At 52.1% G+C, this 15,756-nt stretch carries 14 protein-coding genes and 1 riboswitch; of the genes, 8 read left to right on the top strand and 6 right to left on the bottom strand.

Annotated features, from left to right (window positions below; translation table 11 throughout):
* The first annotated feature begins 65 nt into the window (after positions 1 to 65).
* Positions 66 to 602 (top strand): RNA polymerase sigma factor, encoded by a 537-nt coding sequence (locus GQY55_RS21780; RefSeq protein WP_160044048.1) that lies wholly within the window; start codon positions 66 to 68, stop codon positions 600 to 602.
* Positions 589 to 1,791: a DUF4179 domain-containing protein gene (locus GQY55_RS21775; RefSeq protein ID WP_160044016.1), complete on the top strand. Its 1,203-nt coding sequence runs from the start codon at positions 589 to 591 to the stop codon at positions 1,789 to 1,791. The genes GQY55_RS21780 and GQY55_RS21775 overlap by 14 nt, the downstream gene beginning before the upstream one ends.
* 97 nt (positions 1,792 to 1,888) lie before the next feature.
* Here GQY55_RS21775 and GQY55_RS21770 read toward each other — a convergent pair whose 3' ends face one another.
* Together GQY55_RS21770 and GQY55_RS21765 are read right to left on the bottom strand one after the other, a co-directional pair.
* A complete protein-coding gene (locus GQY55_RS21770) occupies positions 1,889 to 2,911 on the bottom strand; it encodes a cytochrome d ubiquinol oxidase subunit II (RefSeq protein ID WP_160044015.1) in 1,023 nt (340 codons plus the stop codon).
* A complete protein-coding gene (locus GQY55_RS21765; RefSeq protein ID WP_160044014.1) occupies positions 2,908 to 4,254 on the bottom strand; it encodes a cytochrome ubiquinol oxidase subunit I in 1,347 nt (448 codons plus the stop codon). The genes GQY55_RS21770 and GQY55_RS21765 overlap by 4 nt, the downstream gene beginning before the upstream one ends.
* Before the next feature lie 198 nt (positions 4,255 to 4,452).
* Between GQY55_RS21765 and GQY55_RS21760 the strand changes: the two genes are divergently transcribed.
* The 3 genes from GQY55_RS21760 to GQY55_RS21750 all read left to right on the top strand — a co-directional run bounded on the left by GQY55_RS21760 (position 4,453) and on the right by GQY55_RS21750 (position 6,208).
* The gene (locus tag GQY55_RS21760; RefSeq protein WP_160044013.1) at positions 4,453 to 4,590 is read left to right on the top strand and encodes a sporulation protein YjcZ; all 138 of its coding nucleotides are present in this window, start codon (positions 4,453 to 4,455) and stop codon (positions 4,588 to 4,590) included.
* Positions 4,591 to 4,753: 163 nt separating this feature from the next.
* Positions 4,754 to 5,233, top strand: coding sequence for an RrF2 family transcriptional regulator (locus GQY55_RS21755; protein WP_160044047.1), 480 nt, complete (start codon positions 4,754 to 4,756; stop codon positions 5,231 to 5,233).
* Positions 5,234 to 5,290: 57 nt separating this feature from the next.
* Positions 5,291 to 6,208 (top strand): NAD(P)/FAD-dependent oxidoreductase, encoded by a 918-nt coding sequence (locus GQY55_RS21750; RefSeq protein ID WP_160044012.1) that lies wholly within the window; start codon positions 5,291 to 5,293, stop codon positions 6,206 to 6,208.
* A gap of 165 nt (positions 6,209 to 6,373) precedes the next feature.
* Here GQY55_RS21750 and GQY55_RS21745 read toward each other — a convergent pair whose 3' ends face one another.
* Together GQY55_RS21745 and GQY55_RS21740 are read right to left on the bottom strand one after the other, a co-directional pair.
* A complete protein-coding gene (locus GQY55_RS21745; RefSeq protein WP_160044011.1) occupies positions 6,374 to 7,456 on the bottom strand; it encodes a hypothetical protein in 1,083 nt (360 codons plus the stop codon).
* 373 nt (positions 7,457 to 7,829) lie between these two features.
* Positions 7,830 to 8,342, bottom strand: a complete 513-nt coding sequence (locus tag GQY55_RS21740; protein ID WP_160044010.1) for a DUF3231 family protein — start codon at positions 8,340 to 8,342, stop codon at positions 7,830 to 7,832.
* 206 nt (positions 8,343 to 8,548) lie between these two features.
* On the opposite strand from GQY55_RS21740, the gene GQY55_RS21735 reads away from it, so the two are divergent.
* Positions 8,549 to 9,994, top strand: a complete 1,446-nt coding sequence (locus GQY55_RS21735) for an amino acid permease (protein WP_160044009.1) — start codon at positions 8,549 to 8,551, stop codon at positions 9,992 to 9,994.
* On the opposite strand, the gene GQY55_RS21730 is transcribed toward GQY55_RS21735, so the two are convergent.
* Complete coding sequence (locus tag GQY55_RS21730; protein WP_160044008.1) at positions 9,936 to 10,565, bottom strand: LysE family transporter; 630 nt, start codon at positions 10,563 to 10,565, stop codon at positions 9,936 to 9,938. The two genes, GQY55_RS21735 and GQY55_RS21730, sit on opposite strands and share 59 nt — an antisense overlap.
* 326 nt (positions 10,566 to 10,891) lie before the next feature.
* Positions 10,892 to 11,836 (bottom strand): DMT family transporter, encoded by a 945-nt coding sequence (locus GQY55_RS21725; RefSeq protein ID WP_160044007.1) that lies wholly within the window; start codon positions 11,834 to 11,836, stop codon positions 10,892 to 10,894.
* A 116-nt stretch (positions 11,837 to 11,952) separates the two neighbouring features.
* On the opposite strand from GQY55_RS21725, the gene pdxR reads away from it, so the two are divergent.
* On the top strand, positions 11,953 to 13,347 hold the full coding sequence (gene pdxR / locus GQY55_RS21720; protein ID WP_160044006.1) for a MocR-like pyridoxine biosynthesis transcription factor PdxR: 1,395 nt from the start codon (positions 11,953 to 11,955) through the stop codon (positions 13,345 to 13,347).
* A gap of 231 nt (positions 13,348 to 13,578) precedes the next feature.
* Positions 13,579 to 13,752: riboswitch (cyclic di-AMP (ydaO/yuaA leader) on the top strand.
* Positions 13,753 to 13,887: 135 nt separating this feature from the next.
* Complete coding sequence (locus GQY55_RS21715) at positions 13,888 to 15,711, top strand: APC family permease (RefSeq protein ID WP_160044005.1); 1,824 nt, start codon at positions 13,888 to 13,890, stop codon at positions 15,709 to 15,711.
* Positions 15,712 to 15,756 lie beyond the last annotated feature (45 nt).

Below are 15,756 nucleotides of genomic sequence, written 5' to 3'. Positions count from 1 at the left end.
TCACGCCTCCGGACCATCTAATCCATAGAGGGCCCTTAAAAGGAGATGAAAGCAACGTGGCAACCATGGCACTTGAAGTCAAGAAGGCGCAGAAGGGAGATCTGGATGCGTTCGTCCAAATCATGCGTGATCTGGAGCCCCGGCTGTACAGCTTGGCAAAGTCCATTTTAAGAAGAGACGAAGACTGCGCGGATGCGATGCAGGAGGCAACGCTTAAAGCCTATAAGTCGCTGTCGACATTAAAAAAACCTGAATATTTCAAAACATGGATGATCCGGATTCTCATCAACGAATGCAATCAATTGCTCCGAAACAGGCAGCGGATCGTAGTGATGGACGAGGTCCCGGAAGCGAAAACCTCAGAAGCATATTATGGCAGCTATCAGAAGATGGATATTCAGGAGGCGGTAAACCGGTTGGACGAATCGCTCCGAATCGTCATTCACCTGTTTTATTATGAGGATCTTCCGATAAAGCATATTTCGGAAATTCTCGGCATTTCGAACGGTGCTGTCCGGGCACGCCTGCACCGGGCAAGGGGCATTTTGGCGGATCAAATGAAAAACGGAAAGGAGGGGGATTTATCGTATGAGCCTGTTTGATTTGGAACGTGAACTGACGCAGTCCGGCAAGAAGCAAATCGCCTCGGAGGTTCCGGAGCTGATACGTCGCAAGCAGGATGAGATCTACGCCGCTTTGGCCGAATTGGAGGAGGGCACCCGGCCTGAAAGGGATCGTCAGCGAAAGAAAGCCGGCAAAATCATAGCAGCGGCGTCGGCTGCCGCCTTGATCGCGGTTATGGGAAGCGGCTTCGTTTCCCCGGCGATGGCTCAAACGATGAAGCAGATCCCCGTCGTCGGCGGCATTTTTAAGCTTGCGGATGAATTGGGTTTACGAACGGCGGAAGAACAGGGGCTTGTATCGAATCCCGAGGCTTACGACGAACAGGACGGAACGGTTCTCAAAATACGCGAGGTCGTATTCGACGGAACGCTTTTGTCGTTTTCCCTTCAACGGGAGGGCGGAGATTTTCACGGGGGGATAAACGATTATAAAGAAGTTCGTTCGGGCGGCGAATCAAATATCGTCCACGAAAAGGGAGCGATCAAAGATGTCGAAATGTTCGTGGACGGCGTTGCGATGAAGGATTTTCCGGGAGCGTCCCGACCGGATTTGACATGGGTACAGTCAGCTGACGACGATGCGGTGTTGTTCCATGTCTTTAATAACGGCAATGGATCGACCGCGAATTCCGCGCATTTGCCGGACGAGTTTTCGCTCACATTGAAGATTACGTTGGAAGGCTTCAAGGATCCTTTTGCAATCTCGCTCCCGGTCCAAAAACAGGCGGATCGCGTGACGGTTTCGTCCGGCGAAAAGAAAGCGTGGAACGGACTATCCATGACGGTAAAAGAATTGGAGTTTTCGCCGGTTACTACGATCCTGAGGCTTGAAGTCCATGCCGACCATGAATTGACCGATGCCGAGAAGGGAACCCTGCTCTTTGAAGTCGTAGGAAAAAACGGGGAAAAAGGAAATCAAATCGGCGGCAAAGGGATTTATCCGGACCCCAAAACGGAAACGATCGATATCGTGCTGGATCGCTTCAAGGAAGCGCCGGATTCCGTCACCATCAAGCCGTACATGCCCATCTTTGCAAATCCTGCGGCGACCACGGGCAGGTTTGCGCTTGATGAAAACGGAGAAATTCGTAAAAGTTTTATGCAGGAATTGAGCATAACCGTTCCAATCGATCGGTCGCGAATCGACAAATTGTATAACCTTCAATGAATGATTGCCATCCTCTGAACCCCAGCCGGAAAAGGTTCCGCTCAGATGTTTTCCGGAGCCGGGTGTTTCAGAGGATTTTTTGCGTCGGCACGGGCAGCTATTTTGCGCGCAAATACCGTTTGTCCTTTAAGAACAACCACCAGAACAAGACAAATACCGGCAGCAAAATGACGGTTCCGAAGCCGTACCCCCACAGCAGAGACACAAACATGGCATGGTTGGTAAAACCCGCCTCTACGGTTAAATCCGGGTATATAATATACGGCAAATGCGCCCTGCCATAAGCATAGCTGGCCAAGGCGAACTGCACGATGACGGCGACGACCGAAAGCCGAAGCCAACCTTTCCGCCCGTTTTTTCTGCGGATCCACAAGGCACTGTACCCAATGGCGAATGCAATGACGGAAAGCAAGAACCAGACCGATTGTCCCTGCATCCTTTCCACGATCCACAGCGCTTCCGGAACCATCGTGAAGGTTGCCAGGACGGCCATCGCAAGGGCAAGCGGACCGAGGACGATCGCGATGGAGCGGTAATGCAGCGAAACTTGTTCGTCCCCCGCTTCCCGCCCGTAGTCGGAGAGGAACAAGGCGGACAGAAACAGCTCGGTCAGGATGCCGAAGCCGACATGCGCGTACAACGTTGGGCTGAGCAGCAATTTCCCGAATTCAAGCTGTGGAAAACCTTGCTTCATATGAATAAACCCGCCGAGCGAGATCGGCAGCACACTAACCAGCAGCCCGGGAATGAGCAGACCGGTGATGCCCGAAACGACTCGGAGCGCCAGCTCATGTTTCTGGACCGAATACGAATAGACGATAAACGCGCTTCGGAACAGCAGCAGCACCAGCACCAGGCTGACCGGCACGAGGAGGAGCGTTCCCAAGACGAAGGCGGCGCGGGGAAAAAATCCGACAAGCGCGACGACCATCAACACGAGGAAGACGTTCGTTACTTCCCAGGAAGGCGACAGAAAACGGTTGGCGATATCGGCCGCCTGCGGATTGCGTTTGCTGAAGATCATCGACCAAAAACCTGCGCCGAAGTCGATCGATCCCGCGATGGAATAAATGAAGATAAAACACCAAAGAATGGTGATCGCTAACGTCGTATCGCTCATAAGCTTCTCCCTTCGGCATTTCGGCCGTCCGGCATGTCCAGATTGACCGGATGCCGCTTAAAATAATAGAACATGACCACGGCCGTGACCACCAGCAAAAAAGCGTACAGTCCGATAAAAAGGACAAACAGCGAGCCCAGATGCTGCGCCCTTGTTGCGGCGGACGCCGTCGTCTGGACATGGTAAATCGTCCACGGCTGCCGGCCTGTGCAGCTGAACACCCAGCCCGTCTCAATGCCGACCATCGACAACGGACCAGCTAGCAGCAGCGAATATAACAGCCATCTGGGATACGGGCGTTTGAAAATAAGGCGAAGCGCCACCGTGAAAGCGGATATCGCAATGAGCAGCATGCCGATGCCGACCATCAGGTCAAAAAGCATGTGTATGATCAACGGAGGCCACTCTTCCTCCGGGAAATCATTTAATCCTTTGACGACGGTATCGAACCGGTTGCCGGCAAGAAAGCTGAGCGCCCATGGAATCTCGATCGCCCCTTTGATGCTGCGTGTTTCTTTATCCGTGACGCCGCCGATGGCCAGCGGGGCATAAGCTTTGGTTTCGAATAGCCCTTCGGCCGCCGCCAGCTTTTCCGGCTGATGCGCGTGCAGCATTTGAGCCGTTTCGTGGCCGCTGAACGCCGTCAGCAGCGAAATGATGCCGCCCACCAGCAGCGACAGAAACAAGCTCTTTTGGTGATACGACCGTTCCCGTTCCGAAGATTGGCGTCTCAGCAGCTTAAACGCGGCTACGGAAGCAACGGCGAATGCGCCGGTCATGTAAGCCGACAACAAAACATGCGTCGCCGTGGTCGGCAAACTCGGGTTGAACACGGCCGCCCAAGGATGGACGTCCACCACGCGGCCGTTTTCCATCCGAAAGCCGCTGGGAGTATTCATCCAGGCATGGGCATCCGTAATAAGCACCGCCGACATGCTGGATCCGATGGCGACGAATATGACGCTTAAGATCCGAACCGTCGGGGGCAGCCGATCTGCCGCGTATACATAGATGGACATGAACAAGGCTTCCAGAAAAAACGCCCAAATCTCGATCTGAAAGGGGAGGGCGATGACTTGGCCGACAATTTCCATGAAACCGGGCCACAACAGGGAGAGCATGACCCCTACAAGGGTTCCCGACGGTATGGCGACGCCGAGCAAAATGGCAAGGCCTTTCGTCCAGCGTTTGGCCAGCGTGGCATAATCCTTGTCTTTTTTGAATTGGTACAAAATTTCGGCGATGACAATCATGAAGGGGATGCCTACCCCGAGCGTCGCAAAGATGATATGAAACGCCATGGACGATCCGAACAACGACCGAGCCAGCACAACGTTATCCATGGGATGCCTCCGTTCTGAATACGAAATCCCGTATAGTGTGATCTGAATATATCCAAAGTATTCCTTAACTACGGAAAAATGGAGATTGGATCGCGGCGCCGCAATGCCCGAATAGAATTTTGATTGCCTGAATGCCCATACGCGTTTGCCGATAAACCCATAAAATACATTGTATTTAAATTCAAGGAGGAATATCTGATGAGCGAAGTCAAAGGACATGGTTATGGCCCCGCTTATGGTTATGGTCACGGTTATGGATTATTTGGAGGAGGAGTAGGAGCGATTCTCGTCCTGTTCATCCTTTTGGTCATCATCACCAGATCTTTCGTATGGTAAGCAGAATAGATGAATGAGAGTCCGTTTTCCTGACCGTACAGGTCAGGTTTATTTTTGTTAAGATAAAATGTCAGGTCATGACCTATGTTGAAATCTTGTAAAAGGAATCCGATGCGTATATAATAGACATTGCAGATCTATAATAAAAAAGGAGGAAGCGAACATACAGTTTTCCAAAAGCACAGATTACGCCCTGCATGCTCTTATACATTTGGCGAACTCTGAGCGCCGGCAAAACATTGGAATCAAGGAATTGTCTTCAACGCTTGGCGTTTCCGAAAGCTACCTGTCCAAAATTATGTCCAAGCTGAGGCAGGACGGCATCGTACGCGCCGTGTCGGGAGTGAACGGCGGTTATGAACTGGCCCGGCCGGCAGAGCAGATTACGTTTCTCGACGTCATCCAAGTCATTGAAGGCAGGCAGGAGCTTTTCGAATGTTCGAACTTGAACTCGGAGCAGCATCTATTGTTGGCCGAAGAGAACCCGCAGGAACACGATTCCCAAAGAAAATGCGAATGTTTGGTCAAAAAGGTCATGGACGGCGCCGAACGGCAGCTGAATGAATATTTGCGCGAGCATTCGATTCAGACCGTGCTTGACATGGCTTCCCATCGTTGTATGGATGCTGGGGACAAGAAGTGAACAGCTTCTTGTATTTTAATTATGGATATTGAAGATCTACGGAGGTGTTTTTAATCGATGGAAAAACAAATTCTCGATGTAGCGATTATTGGCGGGGGTCCGGCTGGCTTGAATGCCGCTCTTATGCTGGGGCGGGCGAGGAAAAATGTGGCGGTGATTGACGATGGCCGTGCCCGCAATGCGGTAACCCGCGAAACCCATGGGTTTCTCACCCGTGACGGGGTAAGCCCGGGCGAGTTCCGGCGGATCGCGAAGAAGGAAATCGGAGCTTACCCGTCCGTCTCTTTTGTGGAGGACACGGCTGTATCGATCGAAGGCGCGGACGGCAGGTTTGCCATCTCGACAGCGCAAGGAAACAGTTTTGTCAGCAGGAAGGTGCTGTTTGCCGTCGGAATGAAGGATCGGCCGCTGGACATTCCGGGCTTGGCGGAGACTTACGGAAAAAGCGCCTTCGTCTGTCCTTATTGCGACGGTTGGGAACTGCGGGACCAGCAGCTTGTCGTCATTGCGAAAGGGGAAGGGGCGATGCATTTCGCTCCGTTGCTATCCGGATGGACGAAACGGTTTACCATCTGCACGAACGGCCCCGACGAGTTGTCGGAGGAGCAGCGCGAGGAGCTTCGCAGGCACGGCATCCCCGTTTTTGAATCGCCGATCCGCTCCATTGAATCGAACGCAGGAATCGTATATCAGGTCGTGCTCGAAGACGGGACGACCATTCCTTGCAGGGGAATCTTTTTTCAATCGGAGTTGGTGACTGGGTCTGATTTGCCTCGATCCATCGGATGCAGCATCACGGAAATGGGAGCGGTCGTCGTCGACCAGTTCGGCAAAACGAACGTTCCGGGCGTCTACAGTGCCGGCGATGCCGCCTCGCGTCAGTATCAGGCCGTTGCGGCCGCAGCCATGGGAGCATTTACCGCCGCCGCCATAAACAACGAGTTGAATTTGGAAGCATGGAAGCGTGAGGGATGAATCCCGCGCATGCCAGCATGGTTCTCACGCGGCTTAGCGTTTAACCCTAATCACGGCTTTTAATAAAAAACTGCCCGATTCCCGAAGCATTGACCGGAAAAGGGCAGTTTCTGTTTTATCATGCGTAATCGAACGTGAGCTTGCAAGCAACGTTTAATACTTGATTTATTTAGCGTCACCGTTCGTAAAATAAAGCGTCTGCGGCCCGGCCGCGCCGCCGGTTAGGCTGAGTTCGGCCGCCACGGTTTTGCCTTTTTTGTTGACCGTGAACTCGGTAAATTTCCAAGCATTCTGGTAATTCACGTACGGCGACTGCAGCAGGTACTTGCCCCAGCCGATGACATAATGGCCCGCGCCGCCGGAGGGGTTATCGTAAACCGAAATGACCCGCTTTGCGTCCGTTTCGTTATGAATGGCTACGTTCAGACGGTACATCACGCCATAGTTTCCGTTGTTGATGGCGCTTCCGCCGTCGATCGCGTTCCAGCCTTCCTCGTATTCGCCGGGCATGCTGTCGCTCCATGGGCCGGAGGCGGCCGATGAAATGCGGATCAGCGAATTGCCGTCGGAAGTATTGTATTCCAGCGTGCCGGTCCGGTCCATGTGCGGAAAGGTGCCGCGAACATGCATATCCTTCGGCAGGATCGGAACGTCGATCGGGTTTGCCGGTTGTTCTTTATAGCCCAGCGTCGTAACCGTGACCGTGGCGTCTTTATGGCCTTTTTGCGTATAAGCGGAAAAATTGGCGATGCCGCTTGCGGTATGTGTGTGTTCCGTCAGGGCGGTCAAGTAATAGCTCTCGCCCGGCTGCAAAATCGCTTCCTTCTTCTGAGCTGCGCGGTTGTTCATAAATCCGGCAAGCGCTGTTTGTCCGGCGACGTCGGGATAATAGTCCGTGGCCAGTCCGATTCCGTTCGAAAACAGCATGACGGGCTCATCGGACTCGTTGGTCACCGCCACTGCCACGGTTAACGGCTCCCCGGTCATGTTTTGATGATGCCAAAAGACTCGGAATGAACCGGTGACCGAATCCCGATAATACGCGCCTTCCGTTTTCGGAGATTCCGGAGAGTCGCTCAGGATCAGGGGACCGCCGGTTCCCGTCAGCACCGGTTTGACCATCGGAACGGCGGGTTTCAGCGATTCGATCGGCACAAGCTCCGCTTCGTCGGCAGATGCCGCGACCGATCCGGAGCATAGCAGGGTGCCAAGCAGTCCAACGAGAAGCAGGCATTTCGTTTTTTTCATCTCATTTTCCCTCCTGAATTTGTGGTGATATCCTTCCAGGTGGCGATCATGCGATGTGTTTTTCGGATGGTTAACATGTTCGTTGGCACGGGGCAGATTCCTTTTTTTCGTTCTGCGGCTAAAGGATCATTTATTGAAACGAATATTCATTGAATCGGCAGGTACTTTTGGCGGATAAAAAAGAAACCAAAGCCCCACAAGGTTTCGGTTTCTTTCAAGGCGCCCGCAGCTGCAGGCCGTATCCCGTCTTGTTTTTCTTTGCCTTCATAGATCCATTTCCATAGCTGCGATGTTTTAAGATCAAAAAAAGTCCTTGATATTCAAGGACTTGGAGTGATGGTAACGGGGGGGGGGTTGCACGGGAGTTTTAGGTTTATTCCTCCTCCGGTCTTTTTACTTGCAATGGGGGAGGGATCAGCCAGCCTTTTTCCTTGCTCATATGCAGGATGCGAAGCCCGATCGCTGCCTTGGTCGCATGGTATTTCATGAACAATGCCCCGATATCTTCCCTGATGCATTGGCCGATGACGGAACTGCACGCTACAAGGCACGCCGCCGTTTCAACGGCGATTTTAGCCGCAATTTCCTGATCGGCAAATCTGGCGCCGACCGGAATATCCTCGAGTTTAACCTCTGGCCTTTCGGGCAAAACCGGCGCGGGAGCGATACCGTTATCGGTCAGAAGCGCGTCGCATTCCTTGATTTCCAGTTTGGCTTGATCGATCAATTCTTTCAAAACCTTTTTTAGATCCTTGTCTCCGGCATGATTGAGGTAAGCCTGGTAACAGGAAACGGTACCCTTAGCCATTTTCGATGTTTCCCAAACGCTGAATATTTCTCCATAATGCATCGGTTCGTCTTTCGGATTTCCACTCAGAATGCCCATTATGAATCCCCTTTGGTTTGCAGATTTTGTTATGATTATTTGCCGATTGCTGGGGGTTTATGTGGAGATGAAGGATTTGGAACGGAAAAGTGGTGTTTAATGTAAAATTTTGGCCGGATGAACCCAATCATGAATGCAGCCGGGTAAAGATATCGTTTCAGGGGGATGATAACGCAGTTCGATGTTTTTCAAAGAGGGGATATGTTATGGCGCAAACGAAAAAGTCGAAGGCGTACGAAGGGAATGGAAAAACAGACGACAAGCTGAAATGGTGGCAGCTCTCGCTGTTGGGGGTAGCGTGCACGGTGGGCACGGGCTTTTTTCTAGGCTCCCATATCGCCATTCAGATTGGGGGACCTTCGGCTCTTGCGGCATACGCTTTGGCGGCTTTCGGCGCCTATTTGGTGTACGACATGCTCTCCCGAATGACGGCGGAGGACCCGATGGAGGGTTCGTTTCGCTCGTATGCCCGGAAAGCTTTCGGACGTTGGGCAGGCTTCAGCAGCGGTTGGGTTTACTGGTCCTCGGAGCTGCTGATTATGGGGAGCCAGTTGACGGCGCTGGCTTTGTTTTCGGGATTCTGGTTCCCGCAAGTGCCGATGTGGTGTTTTGCCGCCGGATACGGGGTCCTCGGATTGATCGTCATTTTCGTTGGGACCAAAGGGTTTGAACGGATGGAGAGCGTTTTGGCGGTGATGAAAGTTGCCGCGATTTTCATGTTTCTGATCATTGCCGTTTTGGCCGTTAGCGGGGTGCTTAAAACTTCCGCCCATGGTCCGGCGATACCGAAAGACTGGCTTCCTAACGGTTTCATCGGCTTCTGGGCGGCTCTGATTTTTGCTTTTTACGGTTATGGGGGATTGGAAGCCTTAGGGCTGATGACGATGAGGTTAAGGGAACCTAAGGATGCCCCGAAGGCCGGGAAGGTGATGCTGCTTTTGCTGATGTCCATTTACGTTTTGTCGATCGGGTTGGCGTTGATTCTTGAGCCCTGGAAATCGTATGGGGTTGAAAAGAGCCCGTTTGTGGTTGCTCTCGTTGATTACAAGCTGCCTTTTGTGCCGCATTTGTTTAATGCCGTCCTGATCATTGCCGGATTCTCTACCATGACCGCGTCGCTGTTTGCGGTAACCACGATGATCGTCACGCTTGCAAAAGACGGGGATGCGCCGCGATTATTCGTCAAAGGCAAGAAAAAGGAAGGTAAAAAACCGCTGCCGGCCATCGGCCTGACGGCGGCAGGGCTGCTTGCTTCCGTCGTTTTTTCCCTCTTGATGCCAAAAGGCGTCTACGAATACGTCACCACGGCCGCAGGGATGATGCTTTTATATAACTGGCTGTTTATTTTGCTGACGTCAGGGAAGCTGTTAAAGCTCACGCTTTGGGGCAAAGCCAAGAGATATATGGGCATGGCGCTTGTCGGCTTCACGTTGGTCGGAACTCTATTTCACGGCATCAGCCGGCCCGGTTTTTTTATTAGTCTCGGTTTTATCGTTACCATCGGCTGCGTCACGCTTGTAATGCGTCATTTTTGGAAGTCTGACGAACCGCAGGCGGATTCGCCGAATGCAGTCACGGAACACGGAATGCCGATCAGCGCCCGGACAAAATGCGGCATGCCTCGTACCCGAAATAAAGGCCGAATCCGATAAGGGATAACCCCGAGATGACGGAAATGAAAGTAATGATTCGTCCGGTAAGCATTTTTCTGAACATGCTGGCAACCAAAGCCATCGCCGCGTCCCACAGCAGGATGCCGGTCATGATGGCACAACTGTATAGAAGCACCTCTTTGGCGTTGTACTTGGCGATCATGTCGGCCAATACCGAGCCGTAGATGCCCATCCAAAACAAGATCGACAGCGGATTGGAGATGGACATGATAAAGCCGGCGCTGAATGATTTCATATGGGATTCCTGGCTGTTTCGCATTTCCGGAGACGTTTTGCCGGCCGTAAACAGGCTTTCCACTCCGATGTAGGTGAGAATGAAAAAACCGAAAAGGAGCAGAAACGTTTTCATAAAAGGGACGCTCAAAAAATGAATCACCCCGAAATACACCAGCAGCATAAAGATCCCGTCCGCCGCCATTGCCCCAAGCCCGACCAGCCATGCATGGAAAAAACCTCCCCGAAGCCCCCTGTCCATTTGGGCGGCGTTGACGGGACCGATCGGAGCCGCAAGCGAAAGGCCGAGCAGGAAGTGGCTGATCCAAACATTCACTTTCGTTTACCCCCTCATTAAAGACCTCTTTAATATTCTATGAAGAAGAAGGACTTGTACAACTAAAAAATGATTATTAGATCACGCCGCGGAGAAGCTCGCCAGCGGATAAACAGATTTCTGAGGAATGATCAAAAAATGGAGCGGGAAAGACGGGGCGGATGGGCAGCAAAGTTTAAAAAATGCCGAAGAAAAGCGACCGTTTTGCCCGTCGAGAACGGTTACGGTCGCTTTGTTTGTCGGGATTATATTGACCTTATGGCGCTTTGAATTAACGACATGGCAATTCGCTGTTGTGGTTCATCCCCGCCTTTCCGGCATTGCCCTCATGATACGGCTTGCCTGATTCCGGGCTCTCGGCGGGTACGTTTCACGCCAATCAAAACCATGCCGGCGATCACGCCCAAACCTCCGATCCACTGCGGCAATCCTGCCGGTTCCTTTAAAAAACAAACCGATAAAATGAGAGCGGTAAAAGGCATCATGCCGGAAAAGGCTGCGGCCGTGGAGGCGTCGGAACGCCGAATTCCGGCATACCAGCACACGAATGCCAGGGCTGTGATTGCAGGCCCATACCATACTAAAGCCAGCCATCCGCTCCATCCGATGCCGACCAATGAGGGCAGGGGACGTTCCAGCAAGCATGGGATAAGGCTTAACAGGAACGCGATGGCCGAAACTAAAGCCGTTTGAACGACGGGATGGATGGATTCGGCTTTGCCTTCTTCATTTTGGACGGCTGCCGCCCTCGAAAGGACGTTGAACACGGATTCGCATCCGGCCGCGCAGAGGACCAGAATGTTTCCGGGCAGATGCGCCCAAGTGAATTGGTATCCGGGCAAAAACAGCCCTTGAATCAGCAGGATTCCGCAAATCGTGCTGAGTACTCCGGCGATTTGGTTGCCTTTCATTTTTTCGCGCAAAAAGACCATGGCAAGCGTCACTGTAATCGCAGGAGTGACTCCGGTCAGTATTCCGGCTTCCGCAGAGCTCGTCAGGTTCAGCCCGTACAACAGGAACATGCGGAAGAGGAAGACGCCAAACAAGGCTTGACAGAACAACAGCAGCCATTCCTTTAAAGACAAAACACGAATCGTTTGCAGCAGTTTGCGCGAGCAAAACGGAATCATCGAAAGCAGGGACAGCAATAATCCCATGGACGTAATCGTAAACGTTCCGAGCCTTCCGTTGACGAAAGACGCAGCAATGACGGAGGTGCCGGCCAGTCCGAATGCGCATGCCAAACATAAGTATCCTTTTAATCGTTCCATTATTTCACTTCCTCCGGTGGTGTGGATTCGAAATGATTGTTACAATCGTATTGCAATCCACAAACAGGGAAAAGAACCAGTTGAACTTCATTTGTTACGATCCAGTGGGAGGACTTATGTGGGGAATTCATTTGAATCGCGAAAGCGAAATTCCGTTGAAACGGCAATTGTATCAAAGCTTGAGCGAACGGATCATGGCCGGAATCCTTAAAGCGGGCGAATCGCTTCCTTCGACGCGGGCGTTGGCTCAAGAGCTGAACGTTTCCCGAAATACGGTTAACGAAGCATATGATATGCTGGTTACCGAAGGATATGCGGAAACGCGGCAGGGAGCGGCCACGCGAATCGCCGGGGGGCTTGTTCTGGATAAGCGCCCCCAAAGCAAAGCCCAGCGGCTGGAAACGCCGCCGATCCCTTCATTTTTGGCGGATTTCAGGACGGGACAGCCGGATTTGCGCCAATTTCCGCGATATGCCTGGCAGCGGTTATCGCATCAAGCTTTAGGCGAAATGCCCGTCGATCTGCTTGGATATACCGGTCCGCAGGGTTTGCCGCGGCTGCGCCGGGAGATTGCCGCCTGGCTCATGCGGAGCAAAGGGCTTGTGGTTAAACCCGAGGATATTTTTATTACTGCAGGGGCGACGCAAGCGCTGCACTTGATCGCGGATCTTTTGTACGACAATGGCAAAGAAATATTGGTAGAAGATCCATGCAACATCGAAATGATTCAGACATTCATCGGAAAAGGATATGCCGTCAAGCCCGTTCCCGTTGACGAATATGGGCTTCAGACCGATGGATTGGCCGCAAAATACGGCAGTCCGGTTTACGTTACGCCTTCGCATCAATTTCCGCTGGGGGCGATTCTTCCTGCGGCAAGGCGCGCGGCGTTGATCCGATTTGCCCGGCACAACGGCAGCTTTGTCATCGAAGACGATTATGACAGCGAATTCAGGTACGTCGGCGAGCCGGCATCGCCCCTTTATGCCATGGATCCGGATCGGGTCATCTATATCGGCACGTTCAGCAAGGTTCTGTTCCCGGCGCTTCGCATCGGTTACGTGATTTTGCCGAGGGAGCTTCAAAGTGCTTGGAGCAGGTTGCGGACGTATACGGACGTTCAAAATCCTCCTTTTGAACAAGCCGTTTTGGCACAATTTTTGCATACCCGAAAATTTGATCGCCATATCGTAAAAATGAGCAAATTGTACCGGGAACGGCGTCAGGTCCTTTTGGATTCGCTTCAAGCCGGCTTCGGGGAGAAACTGCGCACATGGGGGGACGCGGCGGGGCTGCATTTGGCCGTCGAATTCCCGGGGCAGACATTTGACGAACATTTTCGGCAAGAGGCCCGACGGAACCGAATCCGGGTAACTCCCGTGGAGTATCATTGCGTTCGAAAAGGAAGGCATAACAGCAAGCTGTTGTTTGGCTACGGCCATCTGGAACCGGATCAGATCCGGGAGGGAATCCTTTTGCTTAAGGCCTTTTTGCATGAAAATGGAAAATGAGCATTGAAGCGCGTATTACATCCGAATCACCGTTTATGGTCCGACCCAAATACGAAGCAGAGAATCGATGTTACAGCGAGAGATACATCGAATACAGGGATTGTAAGCGATGCCACGAAGGCCTTTTGCGCGTTTTCAACCCTAAATTTGCTTCTTTGCCTCTTTACAGCAAATGTCCCGAAGGAGTAAGATTTCATTCGTAATCATGAACATGTAAACCTGATTTGAAATATTCCTTAATCGCTTAATCCTGAAACCAGGAGCGGGGGAACCATCGGGATGAAGGGAGCACTTCGTCGCTTCGTCCCAGGGGTGAATCACTTGATGATGCATCGATTCGAGTGTAGGGATACTTTCGGTCCCGAATCCGTCAGCTAACCTCGTAAGCGTTATGAAAGAGGATTTGTCGCGCGTTTTATGAAGCCGCGGGAAAGTCCGACTTTTCTGCGGCTTTTTTTGGTGCGCAAAATTTGGCGAAATGGGTAACAATAAGGATACATCCATGATCATTCAACTTACACAGTGGCGGTGAAATCATTTATGGCGGCATTGAAAAGGCTCCTTATCGGACGGCCTCTTAAGTCCACGGAATTGGGGGAGCAAAAGCTAAACAAAAAGAAGGCCCTTGCCATACTATCTTCGGATGCGTTATCATCGGTCGCCTATGGTCCGGAGCAAATTCTGTTGGTGCTGATCACGGTCAGCTCGGCGGCATTATGGTATTCGATCCCGATCGGCATCGGGGTTCTCGTATTATTATCGGCACTCATTTTATCCTACCGTCAAATCATTTTCGCTTATCCGCACGGCGGGGGAGCCTATGTCGTTTCCAAGCAAAATTTGGGGCTTTACCCTGGACTGATCGCCGGCGGATCTTTGCTGGTGGATTACATTTTGACGGTGGCGGTCAGCGTGTCGGCAGGGACGGATGCCATCACGTCGGCCTTTCCGGTGCTGCATGAGTACAAGGTAGCGATCGCCGTTACGTTCGTTATCCTGATCACTCTTTTGAACCTTAGGGGCGTTACCGAGTCGGCAACCATCCTGGCGTACCCGGTCTATTTATTTGCCGTTGCGCTTTTCATTTTGATCGGCGTCGGGCTGTACAATATCGTTTCCGGCCATGTTTCGCCTCATTTGCATACGCCGATCGGCACGCCGGTGGCGGGCATCAGCCTGTTTCTGCTGTTAAAAGCTTTTGCGTCGGGAAGCTCGGCGCTGACGGGCGTTGAGGCGATATCCAACGCGATACCTAACTTCAAGCATCCCGCACCGAACAATGCCGCGAAAACGTTAATGGCGATGGGGATCCTGCTGGCTCTGCTGTTCTCGGGCATCGTGTTCCTCGCTTACTACTTGGGGATTTCGCCGAATGCCAAAGAAACGGTCGTATCCCAAATTGCCGAAGAAACCTTCGGACGCAATTTTGTGTATTTCTTTATTCAAGGAACGACGGCTTTGATCCTGATCTTGGCCGCGAATACGGGCTATTCCGCTTTCCCGCTTCTTGCCGTGAATCTGGCCAAAGACCGGTTCATCCCCAGAATGTTTACCGTAAGGGGCGACCGTCTTGGTTACTCCAACGGAATCATCATACTCGGCCTGCTCTCGATCGTCCTGATCATTGCCTTTCATGGGCAAACGGAGCATTTGATTCCGCTTTATGCCGTAGGGGTGTTCATCCCGTTCACGCTGTCGCAGACCGGCATGATCGTGAAATGGGTGAGGGAGAAGCCGGCCGGCTGGATGACGAAACTAACGATCAACACCATCGGCGCGCTGATCAGCTTCACGGTTTCGGTGATGTTTTTTGTAACCAAGTTCCCGCAAATTTGGCCGGTTTTAATATTTTTGCCGTTGATCGTTTACCTGTTTCACCGGATCAACAAGCATTACGAGGCGGTTGGGGAGCAGCTGCGGCTTTCCACTTGCGAACCGGCGGTACCGATCGAAGGGAACGTCGTCATTCTTCCCGTATCCGGCATCACGCACGTTGTTGAGCATTCCTTGAATTATGCGGAATCGCTGTCTGCGGACCAGATCATTGCCGTTTACATTCCTTTCGAGCGGGAAGAGGAAGTCCGGTTCGAGGAAAAATGGAACAAGTGGCGTCCCGATGTTCGCCTGGTAACGCTGCATTCCCCTTACCGGAGCATCATTCAGCCGCTCAGCAAATTCATCGATACGGTCCATCGGAAGGCGAGCGAGTCCAATTATCAGGTGACGGTCATCATTCCCCAATTCATTCCGAAACGAAGCTGGCAGAATCTGCTGCATAACCAGACGAGTTTAATGATCCGTACCTATTTGCTGTATCGCAAGGACGTCATTGTGACAACCGTACCGTATCATCTGAAAAAATAAAGAATGAAGCGGCGGCCCAAAATATGTAGAGGCATCAGCTGAAAG

The sequence above is a fragment of the Paenibacillus sp. USDA918EY genome (genome assembly GCF_009870825.1).
Lineage (GTDB): Bacteria > Bacillota > Bacilli > Paenibacillales > Paenibacillaceae > Paenibacillus_AQ > Paenibacillus_AQ albilobatus.
Note: the sequence above shows the minus strand (reverse complement) of the source record. Positions and strands in the feature narration are given on the sequence as shown.

What these genes read in the sequence shown, in the direction of transcription:
- GQY55_RS21780 (WP_160044048.1), top strand. Translation starts at nt 66, where the DNA reads ATGGCACTTGAAGTCAAGAAGGCGCAGAAGGGAGATCTGGATGCGTTC.
- GQY55_RS21775 (WP_160044016.1), top strand. Translation starts at nt 589, where the DNA reads ATGAGCCTGTTTGATTTGGAACGTGAACTGACGCAGTCCGGCAAGAAG.
- GQY55_RS21770 (WP_160044015.1), bottom strand. Translation starts at nt 2,911, where the DNA reads ATGAGCGATACGACGTTAGCGATCACCATTCTTTGGTGTTTTATCTTC.
- GQY55_RS21765 (WP_160044014.1), bottom strand. Translation starts at nt 4,254, where the DNA reads ATGGATAACGTTGTGCTGGCTCGGTCGTTGTTCGGATCGTCCATGGCG.
- GQY55_RS21760 (WP_160044013.1), top strand. Translation starts at nt 4,453, where the DNA reads ATGAGCGAAGTCAAAGGACATGGTTATGGCCCCGCTTATGGTTATGGT.
- GQY55_RS21750 (WP_160044012.1), top strand. Translation starts at nt 5,291, where the DNA reads ATGGAAAAACAAATTCTCGATGTAGCGATTATTGGCGGGGGTCCGGCT.
- GQY55_RS21745 (WP_160044011.1), bottom strand. Translation starts at nt 7,456, where the DNA reads ATGAAAAAAACGAAATGCCTGCTTCTCGTTGGACTGCTTGGCACCCTG.
- GQY55_RS21740 (WP_160044010.1), bottom strand. Translation starts at nt 8,342, where the DNA reads ATGGGCATTCTGAGTGGAAATCCGAAAGACGAACCGATGCATTATGGA.
- GQY55_RS21735 (WP_160044009.1), top strand. Translation starts at nt 8,549, where the DNA reads ATGGCGCAAACGAAAAAGTCGAAGGCGTACGAAGGGAATGGAAAAACA.
- GQY55_RS21725 (WP_160044007.1), bottom strand. Translation starts at nt 11,836, where the DNA reads ATGGAACGATTAAAAGGATACTTATGTTTGGCATGCGCATTCGGACTG.
- pdxR (WP_160044006.1), top strand. Translation starts at nt 11,953, where the DNA reads ATGTGGGGAATTCATTTGAATCGCGAAAGCGAAATTCCGTTGAAACGG.
- GQY55_RS21715 (WP_160044005.1), top strand. Translation starts at nt 13,888, where the DNA reads ATGGCGGCATTGAAAAGGCTCCTTATCGGACGGCCTCTTAAGTCCACG.